This window comes from Nocardia rhamnosiphila NBRC 108938, from assembly GCF_000720425.1.
Lineage (GTDB): Bacteria > Actinomycetota > Actinomycetes > Mycobacteriales > Mycobacteriaceae > Nocardia > Nocardia rhamnosiphila.
Genome location: NZ_JOAJ01000002.1, coordinates 373,892 through 391,090, shown reverse-complemented (window position 1 = coordinate 391,090; position 17,199 = coordinate 373,892). Strand labels below are relative to the sequence as shown.

The following is a 17,199-nucleotide window of genomic DNA, read 5'->3' as shown; positions in this document are numbered from 1 at the left end:
AGGGCCCTCCGTGGTTACGCTCCGCTGCCGCCTCCGGGCCCGACTCGTTCATGATGTGTACCCCGTCGTCTCGGTGAGTTCGGCGGCCGAGCGCATGAGTTCGGGCACGATCGGGCCGAAGGATTGCAGTTTCACATCGTCGCCCGCTCGCTGGAAACCCTGTTCCAGGACGATCGCGAGCTTCCATTTGGCCAGGACCAGGTAGTAGTCGAGATCGTCGACCTGCCGGCCCGATACCTGCGAGTAATGCGCCACCACCTGGTCGCGGGAGGGCATCCCGCGCATATCCACGTAGCCCGATTCGGCGGCCTCGGGAGCCGAGGTGTCCGCCGGCCAGCTCTGCACCATCCACGCCAGATCCAGCTTCGGGTCGCCGACGGTACCCATCTCCCAGTCGACGATGGCGGCCAGGCGGGCCGGTTCGCCCGCGCGATACATGACATTGGCGAACTGGTAATCGCCGTGCATCAGACCGGGGATGTAGTCCAGGGGCCGGTGCTCGCGTAGCCACCGGGTGGCGGTGTCCATCCCCTCGAGGTCGCGGCCCTTGATCCGCTCGAAGAAGCCGGTCCACCGGGCGACCTGACGTTCGTGGAAGCCGTCCGGCCGCCCCAGATCGTGCAGGCCCCGGTCCCGCCAATCCACCCTGGACAGCAGCGCGATGCCCTCGGCGAGCTGGTAGGCCAGACCGGCGCGCGCGGTGAGGTCGGTGTCGAAGGGTGCCGGCCAGACCCGGCGATGATCCATCGGCGACCAGCCGTCCACAAACCCCATCAGGTAGAACGTGCGGCCCAGGACCGAGGGGTCGGTGCAGACCGCCACGGCCTCGGTGTGCGGAACGTCGGTACCGTCCAGCGCCTCGATGATCCGCCACTCCCGCAGGATTCCGGTGTCACGGTCGGCCGGCGCCCCGGCCGGTGGTATCCGGAGCACACAGCGGTGCTCGCCGCGGGTGATCTCGTAGATCTCGTTCTGCGTACCGCCCGACAGGAACCGGGTCTCCAGCGGTTCGCTTTTGCCCGGTAGCCCGGCCTCGTCCATCCACTGCGCCAGCGGCGCGAAGTCGATCATTGGTTGCCAACTTCGTTTTCCAGGTAATCGGCGTATTTGGCCCGCGCCGCCTCGAGCCTGCGCGGTATCCATTCCGTGGGCCACTGATCGGCGCTGGGCCGGTGGTCGCGCAGGACCTGTTTGGCGACGGTCATTTTGTGCACCTCGGTCGGGCCGTCGGCCAGGCCCATCACGCCGGCGCCGTGGATCATCGTGAAGAAGGGCAACTCGTTGGTGGTGCCCAGCGCACCATGCACCTGCATTGCCCGCCAGGCGATATCGTGTAGCACGGTCGGCATCACGACCTTCACCGTGGCGATATCCTTGCGGACCTTCTTGTAGTCGTTGTATTTGTCGATTTCCCAGGCCGTGTACAGCACCAGCAGCCGGAACTGTTTCAGCTGGGCGTAGGAATCGGCGATATAGCCCTGGACGAACTGTTTGTCGGCGAGCCGGCTACCGGCGGTCTCCCGGCTCAGCGCGCGTTCGCACATCATGTCCAGGGCCTTCTGCGCGAGCCCGATGGTGCGCATGGCGTGATGGATACGGCCCCCGCCGAGCCGGGTCTGCGCGATCACGAACGCCTGCCCGGCCTCGCCGAGCAGAGCCTCGGCGGGTACGCGGACATCGTCGTAGTGGATCAGCGCGTGCGAGCCGTCGTTCAGTGGTTCGCCGGCCAGGCCGATATTGCGTTCGATGCGGATGCCGGGGGTGTCGGCGGGCACCAGGAACATCGACATCCCCTGATATGGGCTCACGTCCGGGTCCGTCACCGCCATGACGATGAGGAACGCGGCGGTGCGGGCATTGGAAGAGAAGAACTTCCAGCCGCTGATCACCCAGTCGTCGCCGTCGCGTACAGCGCGGGTGCGGAACAGGGTGGGGTCGGCGCCGGCCTGCGGTTCGGTCATCGAGTAGCAGGAGAAGAGTTCGCCGTCGAGCAGCGGCCGCAGGTACCGCTCCTTCTGGGCCGCGGTGCCATAGTGCGTGATGATCTCGGCATTGCCGGTATCGGGCGCCTGGCAGCCGAACACGATGGGAGCCCAGGAACTGCGGCCCAGGATCTCGTTGAGCAGGGCCAGTTTCAGCTGACCGTAACCCTGGCCGCCCAGGTCCGGGCCGAGGTGGGTCGCCCACAGTCCCTGGTCGCGGACCCGCTGTTTGAGCGGGTCGACGACCGCCCGCCGGGCGCCTTCCAGGGGCACGAACTGTTCGTGCGGCCAGAGGAGATCCAGTGGTTCGACCTCATCGCGTACGAACGCATCGGCCCAGTCGAGCTTCGCCTGGAAGTCGGGTTCGGTCTCGAAATCCCATGCCATTTGCGCCTCCTCTCCTGTGGTGAGAATATACTTCTTGTGAAGAAGAATGCAATTCTTTCGGAGTCGGATCTGGTCGCCCGGATCGCCCGGAAGGCGGTGGCCGAACGGGAGGCCGAATACGCCGGCGAGATCCGCCGGCTGTTGGATGCCGCATTGGATCAGGTGCGGCGGGGTGGAGCCGGTGCGCGTCCCCGGGTGGCCGATATCGTCGCCGCCGCGGGGTTGTCCAACGATGCGTTCTACCGGCACTTCCCGTCCAAGGATGCGTTGATGGCGGCGGTACTCGCCGACGGTGCGGAACGGCTGGCGGAATATGTCGCGCACCGGATGTCCAAGGAGAGGGAGCCGCGGGCCCGGGTCCGCGGCTGGGTGGCGGCCATCCTGGCGCAGGCCGAGCCGGCGCTCGCCGCCGATACACGCGCCGTGCTGTGTCATACCGGCGCGCTGGGGGCCGATCTGGTGACCGGGCGGGCCGGCTCGGCGCCGCGTCGGCTCGCAGTCCTGCTCCATGCGCCGTTCACCGAACTCGGCGTGGCCGAACCGAAATTCGCGGCCGGGCTGGTCGCCTACGCGACCGTCGGGAAGTTGTCGGAGTACCTGTGGTCGGATACCGAGCCCACCGCCGCGGAGGTCGCGCGGCTGGGGGACTTCTGCCTGGCTGCCGCCGCGGCGGCAGCCCGTCCGTCCGGCTCGCCTCCATGAGGCCCGGTCTGCTGCGGGTGAAACGGATATCGGCCAAACCAGCAAACATTGCAATCCTTATGAGGATTGCCGTAGGGTACGCCCATGGACTTCACGATGGGTGCGACCGCCGCGAAGCTCCGCGGCGAGCTACGCCGATTGATCACCGACGAGGTCCCCGCCGACTATCTGGGCGCCTTCACCGACGATCCCGCGGACCTTGCCGTCGCGCAGCGTTTCTGCGCGACCTTGGCCGGCCGCGGTCTGCTCTGCCTGGCCTGGCCCGAGGAATTCGGCGGCCGCGGCGCCTCGATCTGGGAGCAGACCGTGGTCCGCGAGGAGATGTGGGCGCAGCACGAACCGCGCGGTGCGCAGTACATGGGCGTCAACTGGGTGGGTCCGACCGTTATGCGGCACGGCACCCCGGAACAGCAGCGCAAACACCTGCCGCCGATCGCGCGCGGCGAGGTGGTCTGGTGTCAGGGCTTCAGCGAACCCGAGGCGGGCTCGGACCTGGCCTCGCTGCGCACCACCGCCCGCCACGACGGCGACGGGTGGGCCATTTCCGGCCAGAAGATCTGGACCTCCTACGCCTCCATGGCCCAATGGTGCTTCCTGCTCGCGCGTACTTCGAACGCCGGGCGCAAACAGCAGGGGCTCACCGTTTTCCTGCTGCCCATGACCCATCCGGGCATCACGGTCCGGCCGATCGCCTCCATGCTGGGTCCGCACCATCTCAACGAAGTCTTCTTCGACGGTGTCCGGGCCACCGAAGCCGATGTGCTCGGCGCGGTGGACCACGGCTGGTCGGTGGTCCAGGAGGTGCTGGCATTCGAACGCGTCGGCATCGCCCGCTACGCCCGCTGCGAGCGGTTGCTGCACGCCGCGCCCGAGGTGCTCGGCGAGAGCTGGGACGAGATCCCGGAAGTCCTGCGGGGGCGTTGGGCGCGCATGCTCACCCGGTGCCGCCGCGCGCGGCTGCTCGCGTACCAGGTTCTCTCGCTACAGAGTTCGGGCACGGTGGCGCCGGGCGATGCCGCCGCCTACCGGATCGCGGTGACCCGTCTCGACCAGGAGAGTGCGGAGGTCCTGGTGGAACTCGCGGCGGCGGTGCCCGCCGATTCGGAGACGCGCCGCCGGTTCCGGCGGGCCGTCCACGATCACTGGCGCTATGCGAATGCCGCGACCGTCGCGTCCGGAAGTATCGAAGTGCAGCGAATTCTGCTCGCCCGCGAACTGCTGACGGCTCCCGGGTCGGGGTGGGAGCGGCCGGCGACGGAATCCGCGGCCGGAGCGGTGCGGAGCAGGCGGCGACAGGCCGGACGGGTCGGGTCGTGACCGAGGGGAAACCCGCGGCGCCGGAGAACCACCCGGTGCGTGCGGCGGAATCCGTGGTGGCGGCGCGCCACCGCAGGGGTTGTCGGGGTCGGCGGAGGAGGACGGTGTGAGTACATCGAACGGGTCGGCCGGGGCCGCCCACGAGGTGCGGATCGAACTCGCCGCCGAGGCCGCCGAGTTCGGTCGCGAAGTAGTGCGCGCGCTGGGCGCGGCCGGCGGGGACGAGTTGGTGCGGCGGGCCGAACAGGACCCGCGCGACCGGCAGCGGGTGATCGAGCCCGTGCTCACCGGTCTCGGTGCCTGGGAACTGGCCCCGCGACGGGATCCCGTCGAATTGGAGGCGGCGGCCGCGCTGTGCCGCGGCGCCGGATACTGGGCGACTCCTTACCCGGTGGCCGAACGACTGGCGCGGCCGGCGGGCCCGGACCACGACGGTCTGATCGTGGTCGCGGGGGCGGAGCCCGCGGGACCGGTGGCGGGGCTGGATCTGCGGTGGGCGACCGTGACGCCCGCCGGCGCCCGCGGCACCGCGCGATCGGTGCCCGGCGGTCCGGTCCGGGACGCGGCGTTCGTCGCCCCGCTCGAGATCCGGCCACTCGACGGGGACGGCAGTGCGGATCTCGCGCTCGCCCTGACCCTCCCGTGCTGGACGCTGCTGGGGATGCTGGACCGCGCCCTGGAGCTCGCCCGCGCCCATGTGTCGATCCGCGAACAGTTCGGGCGGCCGCTGGCCCAGTTCCAGGGGGTTCAGTTCCAGCTCACCGACGCCGAGGTCGAGCGGCGGGGAGTCGACCTGCTGGCCAGGTACGCGCTGTGGAGTATCCAGACCGGTCGCCCGGAAGCGGTCGACGACGCGCTGGCGTTGCGGCTGGCGGCGCTGGAGGCCGCCGATATCGTGTTCCGGACCGCGCACCAGTTGCACGGCGCGGTCGGATTCTGTGACGAGACCACCCTGTCGTGGTTGTCCCGGTACAGCCTGCCGCTGCGCCGATTGCCGTTCGGTGCGGTGACCACCGAGCAACTGCTGACCGGCCGGATCGGCCGGCGCGGTCTGGCAGGTCTGTTCTCCGATCCGGCGGGAGTGTGAGGCGCTGTGCGATACGACCTGCCCGACGCGCTGACCGTCACCGCGGAGGGTCCGATACGCATCGTCACCATCGATCGGCCGGCGGAACTCAATGCCGTGAACGCCGACCTGCACCGGGGGCTGGCGCAGGTCTGGCGGCAGCTGGCCGCCGATACCGGGGCCCGGGTGGTGATACTGACCGGTGCGGGCCGGGCGTTCAGCGCGGGGGGTGATCTGGACTGGATCACTTCGTTCGTGGACGATCCGGTGGCCCGGGACGAGAGCATCCGGGAGGGCGCCGAGATCATCGAGGAGTTGCTGCGCTTCCCGTTGCCGGTCATCGCCGCGGTGAACGGCCCGGCCGTCGGTCTGGGCGCGAGTATCGCGATTCTGTGCGATATCGTCCTGATCTCCGAACGCGCCCATCTGGCCGATCCGCATATCGCCGTGGGACTGGTGGCCGGTGACGGGGGCGCGGCCCTCTGGCCGCTGCTCACCCCGATTCTGCGCTCCCGGGAGTATCTGTACACCGGCGACCGGATCGATGCGGCCACCGCGGTGGAGCTGGGGCTGGCCAGCCGGACGGTACCGGCGGAGGAGTTGCCGGCCGCGGCCCGGGCGCTGGCGCAGCGGCTGGCCGGACTGCCGCAGCAGGCGCTCAGTAGCACCAAACGGGTGGTGAACATGTACCTTTCGCAGGCGTTGGCAGGTCCGCTGCAAGCCGGTTTCGCCGCCGAGGTGGTGACCATGCAGTCGGCCGACCACCGGGCGCGGCTTGCGGCCCTGCGCGGGCGGGCGCGGCGATGACGCGGAGGTGACCGTGGCCGACAGCGATCTCACCGACTTCCGGCACACCGTGCGGAAGTGGTGCCGGGCGAATATCCCCGCGGAGTGGCGGGCCGCCCAGACCGGTGCCACCGACGCGGAGTTCGTGGCCTTCCAGCGGGAGTGGTTCCAGCGGTTGCGGGCCGCCGGGTACGCGGTGCCGCACTGGCCCCGCGAATACGGCGGTGGTATGCCGATTCCGCAGCAGATCGTGCTCTACCAGGAACTGGCGGCACACGACGCGCCGCGGCTGGTGCTGGCGTTCGTGGCGATCCACCATGCCGCGGCCACCCTGCTCGCCGGCGGTACCGCCGACCAGCGGCAGCGCCATCTGTCCGCGATCCTCGACGGGGAACTGTGGGTGCAGGGATTCTCGGAACCGGGCGCCGGCTCGGATCTGGCCGCACTGCGCACCGCCGCCCGGCGCGACGGCGACGACTATGTGGTGACCGGGCAGAAAGTATGGGCCAGCGGCGCCCAGTACGCCGACTGGTGCCTGCTGCTGGCGCGTACCGACCCCGCCGCCGCCAAACGCCGGGGGATCTCGTACTTCCTGATGGATATGCGTACGCCCGGGATAGTGGTGCGGCCGATCCGCCAGGCCACCGGCGAATCGCATTTCTGTGAGATTTTCCTGGACGAGGTGCGGATACCGGCCGCGAATCTGATCGGCGCCGAGAACCGGGGCTGGCAGCTGGCCCAGCAGACGCTGGGCGCCGAACGCGGCCTGACCATGCTGGAACTCGCGGAGCGGCTCGGTAATGCCGGGTTCGGGTGGCTGGTGCGGGAATGCCGCACCCCCGACGCCTTCGGGCGGCGCCCGGTCGACGACGGATATATCGCCGATCGGCTGGCCCGGCTCGAGATCGAGCTGACCGGGTTGCGTGCCCTGTGCCGCGACCTCGTCGAACGCCACGACGCGGGCACCGTCGGCCCGGCCGACGCGTCCGTGGTCAAGCTGTACTACAGCGAACTCCTCCAGCGGATGACCGATTTCGGGGCGGAGGTCTGTGGTCTGCCCGGGCAGACCGTGCTGCGCAAGCCCATGTCGGGCGGCTGGGAGTCCGGCGCCTGGGTGCTGGATTTCGTCGGCTCGTGGGAGTGGACGGTGCCGGGTGGCAGTAGCGAGATCCAGCGCACCATCATCGGGGAACGGGGTCTGGGCCTGCCCAGGGAACCGGCGGGAGCGTGATGAGCGAATTCACCGAATTCCACGACGAACTGCGTACCGTGGCCCGGGAACTGCTCGGCAAGTGCGGCGCCGCGGGCCGGATCGACTGGCCGGTGCTCGTGCGGGCCGGTTGGCCGGGGCTGGAGGTGGCGGAGGAGTACGGGGGAGCCGGGGCCGGCCTCGCGGAGGTCGGCATTCTGCTGGAGGAAGTGGGCCGGGCGGTCGCGCGCACTGCGTATCCGAGTATGACCGCGGCGGGTATCGGCGCCTTGGCGCTGCTCGAGCCGAATGCCCACCGGGACGCGGTGCTGCGCGAAACCGTCGCCGGCATCGCGATACCCATCGCGGTGCTGGAAGGAAATATGGTGCCGGCGGCCGGCGGCGAAACGGCTTGTGCCGGCACCGGAGGCATAGTACCCACCTTCCGCATCATCCAAACCATCGAGGGATTCGAAATCTCCGGAAACGCGGATTTCGTGCCCGATGCGGCGGCGGCGACCACTCTGCTGATTCCCGCTCGAGCTCCCGACGGGGCCGTGTGGGTGGCCGTCGTCGCGCCCGGTGCGCCCGGTGTGCGCATCGAGGATCGACCGGTGGTGGACGAAACGCGGTCGCTGGGACGAGTGACGGCCCAGCGCGTCGGCCTCGCGCCGGAAGCGGTCCGGCCCTTCCGCGCCGGTATCGGCTGCGGACCGCGCGCGCTCTACGACCGTGCCGCGCTGGCGGTGGCCTGCGACAGTCTGGGGGTCGGCGCGGCCATGCTGGACGCGACGGTCGAATACGTCCGCGTCCGAGAGCAATTCGGCCGGCCGGTCGGCTCCTTCCAGGCGGTCAAACACGCCTGCGCCGATATGCTCGTGGACCTCACCGTCGCGCGCCGGCTGGTATCGGACGCCCTGGCCGTCCCGATGGACGGTACCGCGCCCGCCCGCCGGGCCGTTTCGGCGGCGAAGGCCTGTGCCGGTGCGGCCGGGGTCCGGATCGCCGGAAAGGCCGTGCAGTTGCACGGCGGTATCGGTTACACCTGGGAGAGCGGAATTCACCGCTACCTCAAACGGGCCACACTCGACCGTGCGCTGTTCGGAACTCCCGCCGACCACCGCCGCGAATTCGCCGACCGCTATCGCGGGGAGTGGCCTGTGCCGGCGCGGCCCGTCGGGGCGTGACCGGGGCCGAGGAGGCCGTCGACCACGCGGTGCACCTTCTCGACACTGCTCGGCTCACCGAAGCGCAGGGCGATATTGGCCGCGTTGAGTACGGCGTCGATCTGGAAGACCACCAGATCCGTGTCACCTGCGCCGAGTCCCCGCGCGGTAGCGGCGAGCTCGAAATCCCGTGCGAGCGTGTGCAGCCAACCATGGTGCTGTCGCCGGAGCGCGTCGCGGATCGGCCCGGGACGGCTGTCGAACACCGGGAGATTCGCGCCCCAGAAACAGCCGCCGGGGAACAGCGGCCGAGCGGCGTAGTCGATCCACCGATCGATGAGCGCGCGCAACCGCGGCGCACCCGCCGGGGCGGCACCGGCCGGGGCGACGACCGCTTCGGCGAACGCCTCGCCCGCTGTCGCCACGGTGGCCAGTTGCAGGGTCTCCTTGGTGCGGAACAGTGTCTGGATACCCGCTTTGCTGAGCTCGAGGTCCTCGGCGAGCCGGCCGAAGCTGAGCCCGTCCAGGCCGTCGAGGGAGGCGATATCGACGGCGTGCCGGGTGATGATCCGCCGCGACCGTGTCCCGCGCGCCCGGCGGCGGTCGCCGTCGCGCGCACCGCCGGGCGGCGGATCCTCGCTGCCGGTGGTCATCGCCGCAACCCGGCCACCGCAGGTGCCGCGGGCATCACAGCACCTGCTCGACGTGGTAGGCGACCCCGCCGTCGACCGGGTAGCCGGACGCGACCGCGACGAGGTCGTTGAGCCAGGACAGCCGCGCCGATCCCGTCTCGAACAGCGGGGTGGTGCGGAAGTAGTAGCGGGCCGGGTCGACCCGGAACCGAGTGTCCGGATCGGCCATCTCGTCCCGGACGCCGTCCGGGATCACCCAGCGGCCCCGGTAGGTCATGTACACCAGTTCCTCGTCGACGCGCAGGGTCAGCCGGACATCGAGCAGCATGGTGCCGTCGGGACGGTACAGCGCCCAGTCGCCGCCGCCGGCCACCACCTCGCCGCGCAACCGGGGCCCTTCGAACGACCCGCCCGCCGCCCCGTACAGAACTCGGCGGCCGAGCGGCCCGCCGGTCCCGAAATCCAGTCGCGGATTCAGGTCCACGACCATATCGAACAGCGGCGCGGTACCGATAGGCGCGACGGGCCGCACACGTGGGTCCATCGTCGTCACCGCCCGGCCGTCGCGCTCGGCTGCCCGAACAGCCGGGCCCGCACCGCATCGGTGGATACGCCCGACTGTGCGCACAACTCGGCCAGATCGAAGACGAAACGTTCGCTCGCGATCAGGTCGTCGGCGAAGGTGAAGCCGATGAACACCGGTACCACGGCACGGCGGCCGTTCGGTTCGGCACCGAATCGGTCGCCGGTCATGGTCATTCGCGCGGTGCCCCAGCAGATCAAGGTCTCACCGTCGTCCGCGTGCCCGTCCAGTTCGACGTGATAGTCGGGAAAGGTCGCGAAGAATCGCCGCAGTACCCGCTCGTTGTCGGCCGGTCCGTGCGCGGTGGTCCCGAACGCCGGGGTCTCCAACCTCATATCCGGGTGGAGGAGACGCAATGCGGCGGGCAGATCCCGGGCGCTCTTGGCGGCGGCCAGCGAGCGGGCCAGTTCGAACATGCGGTGACCGTCCATGGTGCATCCTCCGGTCGTGGTACGCGCCCGGGGAAATCCCGGTGCTCAAAACATACATACGACCGTATGTAAAAACAAGGGGAGCGGAACGCGCTGGTGACGACCACGGATCGAGGTAAGGTTCGACCACCTGCCCGGTGATATACCGGCCGGGGAGTGCAACGGGTTCGGCCCCCGGCTCCCGACGAGGCCGAGGAGGAGTACTCCGCCGAGGCGGGCGGCCGGCGTGGTGTCGACCCACCCGGGCGCGACGGGACTCGGTGCGGTGGCCGGGCCGCGGTACTTCCGTGTGGCTGCTGCCCACTCTCGCGACGGGCGGGGCTACGGAGTCGCTCGGGCCGCCGTCCGGGTGTCCCGGTGGTCGGCCGATCCCGGCCGTACCGGCTCTCCGATCACGGTCTGCATCGTTCTCCCCGCCGACAGGCCGAGTGTGCGGGTGTGCCCCGGTGCCGGAACAGCTGTCCGGTGGCCGGCGTGCGGGGGCGAGGAGACCGTGCGGCTCCTCCGACTACCGTGACTCCGCTGGGGTGAGCCGCTGGGCCGCCAACGTTCGCAGATCGCTCGATTTGATCTTGGCACTGCCGGTCAGCGCGAGATCCTCCTCGGTGAAGAACAGGATCTCGCGCGGCACCTTGTAGCTGGCCAGCCGGGCGCGCAGATGATCCCGGATCGCGCCGGCGTCCAAGGTCCGGCCGGTATGGGGGACCACGCAGGCGACCACCATCTCACCGAGTGTTTCATGCGGGACGCCGACCGTCCGGCCGATCTTGACACCCGGATACCGATCGAGCTCCTCGTCGACCTCCAGCGGGGAGACATTCGCGCCGCCGGTCTTGATGATGTCGGTGAGCCGCCCCTCCCAGTACAGGCGGCCCTGCTCGTCGAGGTAACCACCGTCGCCGGTGTGGAAGTAGCCGGTGTCGTCGAGGGTTTCGTCGAGCGGGGTCCCGAGGTATCCCAGCATCAGAGTCGGGCCCTTGACGCAGATCTCGCCGTGCTCGCCCCGGCGCAGCGCCGCCCCGGTGAGCGGGTCGGCGATCTTCACGGTGACCCCCGGCAGCGGTACCCCGCTGCTTCCGGCGATGGTCTCCTCCGGCGTGCAGGCCGGGAAACAGGTGGTGATGGTGAAGGTTTCGGTATTGCCGTAGGCGTGGCCGGGTTCGGTCCAGTCGGTGTCGACGGTGGGGTGGGTGGCCAGCGGGAGGTCGCGGTCCACGAACGTCAGACTGCTCAGATCCGCTGTCTCCCAGTTGGGCGCGCCCTGGAGCTGGGCGTGCTGGTGCGGCCAGGCCACCGGGAAGTTCACCCGCTGCGTCCGGATGAGTTCGAGAGTTGCGGCGGCGTCGATCAGCGATTGCAGGATCAGGGTGCCGCCGGCAGCGAGCGTCGCGCCCAGCGCCTGGGCGAAATTACCGGACCAGAAGAAACCGTTCGCGGTCCAGCAGCGCACCTCGTCGCCGGGGCCGAAACCGAACATCCGCCGGAAGCGCCACATCTGCAGGGTGACACCGCGATGTGCGCTGCGGATGCCCTTCGGTTTGCTGGTGGTGCCGGAGGAGAAGAAGAGAACCGCGGTATCGCTGGGTTGCACTGTCGCGGCGGTGGCCTCGATCAGGGCCGGGTCGGTCTCGGTGCCGCGGGCCAGGAAGGCGTCCCAGCTCTCCACCGCCGCACCCGGTACCGGGTCGCCGACCACCGCGAGGTAGCGCAGGAAGGGGTACGCCGTGGAGGCGACCGCGCCCGGGGCGGCCGTGGCGAGCCCCGGTTCGAGTTCGGTGAGGACGTCACCGAAATCCGTTTTGGCCACGCCGCGTTCGAACAGAAGCACCGAAACTCCGGAGACCCGGAGCAGATGATCCAGTTCGGGCGCCGTGGAGAAGGTGCTGAGCGCGACCGCCACCCCGCCCGCCAGCGAGGTGCCGAAGACGGCGGACAGCCATTCGGCACGGTTGGTCATGAGTACGCCGACCCGGCTGTCCTTACCGACCCCGCACGCGCGCAGCGCCCGGGCCACTTCGCGGGCCCGTTCCCACAGGTCGGCATAGGTCCACGCGATACCGTCGGCAGGGGAGGTCAGCGCGGTTCGAGCCGCGTACTGTTCGGTGACCTCGCGCAGGAATCCGGGGAGCGTGAGCGTCCCGAGCCCCGGTTCCTCGGTCAGCGGCGGTCCCGCGACGATCGCCGTCGCCCGGTCAGGGGTGTGCTGGGGCCCGGTGCTCATCGCCGGTAGTCCTCTCTGACAGTGCTTCCGCGCGCGGCGTGGGAACCGCGCTCACCGCGGGAGTTCGACTTCGGCGGTGCAGTCGACCAGGACACCGCCGTCCTGGTTGGTGAGTTTCAGCTTCACCTGGACCAGCGGTACACCCCAGCCCGATTCCGGGTCCTTGTCGACGATTTCGCCCTCGAAATAGGTGACATCGCCCTCGAAGGCGGGCAGGCGGAAATCGGCTTTGGTATGCCGGACCAGCCCGTCGTTGCCGGCCCAATAGGCCAGGTAGTCGGTGCACCACGCGCCCATGGTCGCCCCGTAGCCGTAGGCCCGGGCCATACCCACGTCACCGGCTTTCTCGGCGTCGATATGACCGCGCGAGGGTCCGACGTAGAGGCCGTCGCGCAGGCGCGGGTCGATCTTGGCGCCTTCTTCGTCGAAACCGAACCCCTCGGTCCAGCCCGGGTCCTGGTAGACCCAGGGGTCCTCGACACCCGCGGGCGCGGTCCAGCGGAAGGTGCCCCAGATATTGAACAGGAAAGCGCGGTACTCGGTGGTGAAGCTCGCGATACTGTGCGGGCCGATCACCCGCCGCGGCAGCGCGTCGCCGACCTTCACCTCGTCGAAATGCGGGGACACGCCGAGCCGGTTGGACATCAGCCATTCGGTGCGCAGCGCGTCCACCTCGGCCAGTTCGGCGGCCGTCCACTTCTTGATCGCCCCGAGCTGGTTCTCGTACATACCGCGCTTGTTCGCCTCCTCGGCGAGATAGCGGATCGCGGTCGAACGCTCCTTGGCGACGAGAGTGCCGTGCTGGTTGCGGTGGACGGTGTCGCCGCGCGAGAACATGGTGGGCCCGGCGAATTTTGTCTGGACCACCTTGTAGTCGTGGAAACGGCGTTCCTGGAACAGCTGGTCACCCGGCCGCACCGGGCAGCCGTAGAACCACCATTCCTCGCCACCGAATATGAGGTGGCTGTCGGGGATGCGACCCACGCAGGCCGGCGCCGCGCCGTGCCCGTAGTCCAGCGCCACCGCGATCGACTGCGGCGCCACCAGCCCGCCGTACCGGGACGCCCGCGCGTACTCCTGATCCCAGTGCAGCGGGTTCGGGTAGTCCATCGCCATCACCCAGCGGCGGATATCGGAGGTACTGCACGGATCCCACAGCTGGCCGCCGCCGATCGGTTTACCGACCCGGTGGTCGACATCGCCGAGGTCCAGTTCGACGGTGGTCGCGTCCGGTTTCTTACTCACGAGAACTCCTGCTCAGCGGTTCACATCGACGACTATCCGGCCGCGGACGGTGCCCGCGAGGAAATCGTTCGCTGCCGCGACGGTCTCACTCAGGGGGATCTCGCGGACGATCGAATCGAGCACGGCCGGATCCAGATCCCGGGCGAGCCGGGCCCAGGCGGCGAGCCGTTTCGGCTGCGGCGCCATCACACTGTCCACACCCAGTAGCGAGACGCCGCGCAGGATGAAGGGGGCCACCGAAGCAGGGAAATCCATGCCCTGGGCGAGGCCGCAGGCCGCCACCGCGCCGCCGTAGCGGGTCTGCGCGCAGGCATTGGCCAGGGTGTGGCTGCCGGCGGTGTCCACGACCCCGGCCCAGCGTTCCTTCTGCAGCGGTTTGCCCTTGTCGGCGAGTTCGGCGCGGTCCACCACCGTGGTCGCCCCGAGTTGTTTCAGATAGGCGTGTTCGCCGGACTTGCCGGTCGCGGCGGCCACCGCGAAACCGGCCTTGGTGAGCAGCGCGATGGCCACACTGCCCACGCCACCGGTCGCGCCGGTCACCAGCACTTCGCCGCGGTCGGGCGTGAGTCCATGGGCCAGCAGGGCATCGACGCAGAGGGCGGCGGTGTAGCCGGCCGTACCGATGGACATGGCCTGCCGTTCGGTGAACTCGGCGGGCAGGGGGATCAGCCAGTCGCCGTCGAGCCGGGCCCGCTGCGCGAGGCCGCCCCAGTGGGTTTCGCCGACGCCCCAGCCGTTGAGGACCACCTTGTCGCCAGGGGACCAGCGGGCGTGGCTGTCGGCGGTGACGGTGCCCGCCAGATCGATGCCCGGAATCATCGGGAACCTGCGCACCACGGGGGAGGCGCCGGTGATCGCGAGTGCGTCCTTGTAGTTGAGCGTGGACCAGGCCACCTCGATTTCGACATCGCCTTCGGGCAACCGGGCCTCGTCCACGCTGGTGAGTTCGGCCTTCGTGCCGGATTCACCCTTGTCGATGAGAACTGCGGAGAACATCGGTGATGTGTTCCTTTCTCGATTCGTTCGGCCGTCGTTCAGCTTGTCGAACGACGGTGCCGAGGGGCAGGGCGCCGAGCCGAAGACCTTCTGGAGAATTTGATTCTCTGAAACAAGAATAATATTTCCAGCAGTGGGGATCGGTGTCAACACCCCGGGTCAGCGTGCGGTCCACCCGCCGTCGACGACGATGGTCTGCCCGGTCACATACCGGCCGGAATCCCCGGCCAGCCAGACGATCGCGCCCACGATGTCGGCGGCGGTGCCCTCGGTGGGCAGCGGGATATTGCGGCGCAGATAGCCGGCGCCGCGTTCGCTGTCGTAGAGGCTGTCGGTGATCTCGCTGCGGAAGAAGCCCGGCGCGACGGTGTTCACGCGGATCGAATGCCGGGCCCATTGCACGGCGAGTTCGGTGGTGAGCCCGGACAATCCGGCCTTGCTCGCGGCATAGGAGGCCTGCGGGATGCCGGGGATGCCCACCCGTCCACTGATCGAGGAAACGTTCACGATCGATCCTCGCCCGAGCGCGCGCATGGCGGGGAAGACCTGCTGGGCGAGTAGCAGCGGTGCCAGCAGATTCAGCTCCAGGGTGCGTCGGATATCGATCAGCGACTCCGCCTCCCCGCCCGCGGTGCCGAAGCGGTTACCGGCCGCGTTGACCAGGATCTCCGGCGGGCCCAGCGCGTCGGTGACCGCCGGGACGATCTCGGTGATCCGCTCGGGGTCGCCCAGATCGCACCCCACGGCCAAGCCCTCGATCTCACCGGCCAAGGACTCCAGCCGGTCCCGGCGTCGCGCCACCACCGCGACCCGTGCGCCGAGACCGGCCAGGGCCCTGCTCACCGCCGCGCCCAAACCGGACGACCCGCCGGTCACGACGGCCACCCTGCCGTCGAGTTCGAAGGGGCGCACGGCCGCCGCGCGGTCGCCGCTCACGCCGGGTCCTGCCGCGCGAGCAGACCGGCGAGTCCGGTGCGCACCACCTTGCCCATGGCGTTGAGCGGTAGCGCGTCGACCGCGGCCCAGATCTCGGGAACCTTGTACCCGGCGAGTTCACCTCGGCAGTATTCGGCCAGCTCCGCGAAATCCACCGGCCGCCCGTTCGTTTCGATCACCGCGGCCACCTGCTGGCCCAGCCGTTCGTGCGGCACTCCGCATACCGCCGCCCTGTCGACGGCCGGATGGGCCGCCAGCACCCGCTCCACCTCCAGCGGGTAGATATTCGCGCTACCGCGAAGGATGACCATCTTCTTGCGGTCGAGCACCGTGAGCCAGCCGTCCGCGTCGACGGTGCCGATATCCCCGGTGGCGATCGGCCCGTCCGGTGCGGGCCGTACCTCACCGCCCGACCAGTACCCGAGCATCGGACGCCACAGTCCGGCCCACGGCCCGTCCGTGCGGCCCGCCAATCGCAACTCGCCGAGTCCGCCCGGGGGAAGCCGGTTTCCGTCGTCGTCGTAGGCGGCGACATCGTAATGGGGCAGCACCTGCCCGCCGGCCCGCGGCCGCCATTGGGTCCCGGGCGGGTCGATGGCGACCACGGTCGGCGCTTCGGTGAGGCCGTAGGTCACCCGCGGTACGGTTCCGTGCGCCTGCGCGAACGCCGCCCGGAGGGTATCCGGGGTATCGCTGCCGCCGCTCCACACCTCCCGCAGTGAACCCAGGTCGAGTTCGGTACGGGCGGCCAGGTCGTGGAGCTGGGCCGGGGCGCCGTTCCAGACCGTCACCTTCCGGGTCGCGATCCATTCCGCGACCCCCGCGACATCGCGGCGGTCCATGATCACCGCGCACCCTCCGGCCTGCGCGGTGAGCAGAGTGGACAGCACCATGAGGTTGAGGATGGTCAGCGGAAAGCTGTCCCCTTTGCGCAAGTCTGGTCCCCACCCGCGGGTGGCGACCAGTACGGCTCCGGGCAGCAACAGGTTGCGCTGACTGTGTACGACCGCTTTCGGGCGCCCCGAGGTGCCGCTGGTGAACGCGATCGCGGCCGGCGCGTCCGGATCATGCGTGATCCCGGGTGCCGCCGGGGCGCGCAGCGCGGCGGCCCAGCGCGCCGGATCGACCCGGCCGGGGGTGTCGAGCGTGCAGCGGGGGCCCGCCAGGACCACGCGCGGCTCGATCAGATCGTGCAGATACCGCTGTTCGGCCGGGGCGAGCGCTTCGCCGATACCCGCCCAGATCGCCCCGATGCGCTGCGCGCCGTGGAAGGCGGCCACGATCGGCAGATCGTTGGGCAGGCAGGCAGCGACGCGGTCGCCGGGGCGGACGCCGAGCGACCACAGCGCCCCGGCGGCCGCGTGGGCTTGTTCGTCGAGTTCGCGGTACGTCCAGGAACCCGATACCGCCTCGACGGCGACCGCTTCGGGGTTTGCCGCAAGGACGGGTTGGAGTACCTCGGCGACGGACGCCGGAATCACGGGCACGCCGGCGCCACTACCGGGCCCGGCGTTCTCGCCATTGAAACTGGGCACTCATACTTGATATCACTATCCTTAC

16 protein-coding genes are annotated in these 17,199 nt (G+C 69.7%); 6 read left to right on the top strand and 10 right to left on the bottom strand.

Annotated elements, in window-relative coordinates; genetic code table 11:
- Positions 1 to 48 precede the first annotated feature (48 nt).
- A complete protein-coding gene (locus IG75_RS0110645; protein WP_030521044.1) occupies positions 49 to 1,071 on the bottom strand; it encodes a phosphotransferase family protein in 1,023 nt (340 codons plus the stop codon).
- Positions 1,068 to 2,369 carry an acyl-CoA dehydrogenase family protein gene (locus IG75_RS0110640; RefSeq protein WP_030521043.1) on the bottom strand — a complete coding sequence of 434 codons (1,302 nt, stop codon included), beginning with the start codon at positions 2,367 to 2,369 and terminating at the stop codon, positions 1,068 to 1,070. Before IG75_RS0110640 ends, IG75_RS0110645 begins: the two co-directional genes overlap by 4 nt.
- 36 nt (positions 2,370 to 2,405) lie before the next feature.
- On the opposite strand from IG75_RS0110640, the gene IG75_RS0110635 reads away from it, so the two are divergent.
- From IG75_RS0110635 to IG75_RS0110610, 6 genes are all read left to right on the top strand, one after another.
- Positions 2,406 to 3,071: a TetR/AcrR family transcriptional regulator gene (locus IG75_RS0110635; RefSeq protein WP_030521042.1), complete on the top strand. Its 666-nt coding sequence runs from the start codon at positions 2,406 to 2,408 to the stop codon at positions 3,069 to 3,071.
- Positions 3,072 to 3,155: 84 nt separating this feature from the next.
- On the top strand, positions 3,156 to 4,388 hold the full coding sequence (locus IG75_RS0110630; protein WP_081876784.1) for an acyl-CoA dehydrogenase family protein: 1,233 nt from the start codon (positions 3,156 to 3,158) through the stop codon (positions 4,386 to 4,388).
- Positions 4,389 to 4,533: 145 nt separating this feature from the next.
- On the top strand, positions 4,534 to 5,475 hold the full coding sequence (locus tag IG75_RS0110625) for an acyl-CoA dehydrogenase family protein (protein WP_030521040.1): 942 nt from the start codon (positions 4,534 to 4,536) through the stop codon (positions 5,473 to 5,475).
- A gap of 6 nt (positions 5,476 to 5,481) precedes the next feature.
- Positions 5,482 to 6,261: an enoyl-CoA hydratase/isomerase family protein gene (locus tag IG75_RS0110620; RefSeq protein ID WP_030521039.1), complete on the top strand. Its 780-nt coding sequence runs from the start codon at positions 5,482 to 5,484 to the stop codon at positions 6,259 to 6,261.
- A 13-nt stretch (positions 6,262 to 6,274) separates the two neighbouring features.
- Positions 6,275 to 7,471, top strand: a complete 1,197-nt coding sequence (locus IG75_RS0110615) for an acyl-CoA dehydrogenase family protein (protein ID WP_036513480.1) — start codon at positions 6,275 to 6,277, stop codon at positions 7,469 to 7,471.
- A complete protein-coding gene (locus IG75_RS0110610; protein WP_051714471.1) occupies positions 7,471 to 8,616 on the top strand; it encodes an acyl-CoA dehydrogenase family protein in 1,146 nt (381 codons plus the stop codon). Before IG75_RS0110615 ends, IG75_RS0110610 begins: the two co-directional genes overlap by 1 nt.
- Here IG75_RS0110610 and IG75_RS0110605 read toward each other — a convergent pair.
- From IG75_RS0110605 to IG75_RS0110570, 8 genes are all read right to left on the bottom strand, one after another.
- Positions 8,571 to 9,248, bottom strand: coding sequence for a TetR/AcrR family transcriptional regulator (locus tag IG75_RS0110605; RefSeq protein WP_051714470.1), 678 nt, complete (start codon positions 9,246 to 9,248; stop codon positions 8,571 to 8,573). The genes IG75_RS0110610 and IG75_RS0110605 overlap by 46 nt on opposite strands.
- 34 nt (positions 9,249 to 9,282) lie before the next feature.
- Positions 9,283 to 9,771 (bottom strand): DUF3237 domain-containing protein, encoded by a 489-nt coding sequence (locus IG75_RS0110600; protein ID WP_030521035.1) that lies wholly within the window; start codon positions 9,769 to 9,771, stop codon positions 9,283 to 9,285.
- Positions 9,772 to 9,776: 5 nt separating this feature from the next.
- Positions 9,777 to 10,241, bottom strand: a complete 465-nt coding sequence (locus tag IG75_RS0110595; protein WP_030521034.1) for an ester cyclase — start codon at positions 10,239 to 10,241, stop codon at positions 9,777 to 9,779.
- Positions 10,242 to 10,749: 508 nt separating this feature from the next.
- Positions 10,750 to 12,462, bottom strand: a complete 1,713-nt coding sequence (locus tag IG75_RS0110590; RefSeq protein WP_030521033.1) for a class I adenylate-forming enzyme family protein — start codon at positions 12,460 to 12,462, stop codon at positions 10,750 to 10,752.
- Between the two features lie 51 nt (positions 12,463 to 12,513).
- Complete coding sequence (locus tag IG75_RS0110585; RefSeq protein WP_030521032.1) at positions 12,514 to 13,707, bottom strand: MaoC family dehydratase; 1,194 nt, start codon at positions 13,705 to 13,707, stop codon at positions 12,514 to 12,516.
- A 12-nt stretch (positions 13,708 to 13,719) separates the two neighbouring features.
- Positions 13,720 to 14,703, bottom strand: coding sequence for an acrylyl-CoA reductase (NADPH) (gene acuI, locus IG75_RS0110580; RefSeq protein WP_030521031.1), 984 nt, complete (start codon positions 14,701 to 14,703; stop codon positions 13,720 to 13,722).
- A 159-nt stretch (positions 14,704 to 14,862) separates the two neighbouring features.
- Complete coding sequence (locus tag IG75_RS0110575; RefSeq protein WP_030521030.1) at positions 14,863 to 15,639, bottom strand: SDR family NAD(P)-dependent oxidoreductase; 777 nt, start codon at positions 15,637 to 15,639, stop codon at positions 14,863 to 14,865.
- Positions 15,636 to 17,174, bottom strand: a complete 1,539-nt coding sequence (locus IG75_RS0110570) for a class I adenylate-forming enzyme family protein (protein WP_081876783.1) — start codon at positions 17,172 to 17,174, stop codon at positions 15,636 to 15,638. The genes IG75_RS0110575 and IG75_RS0110570 overlap by 4 nt, the downstream gene beginning before the upstream one ends.
- Positions 17,175 to 17,199 lie beyond the last annotated feature (25 nt).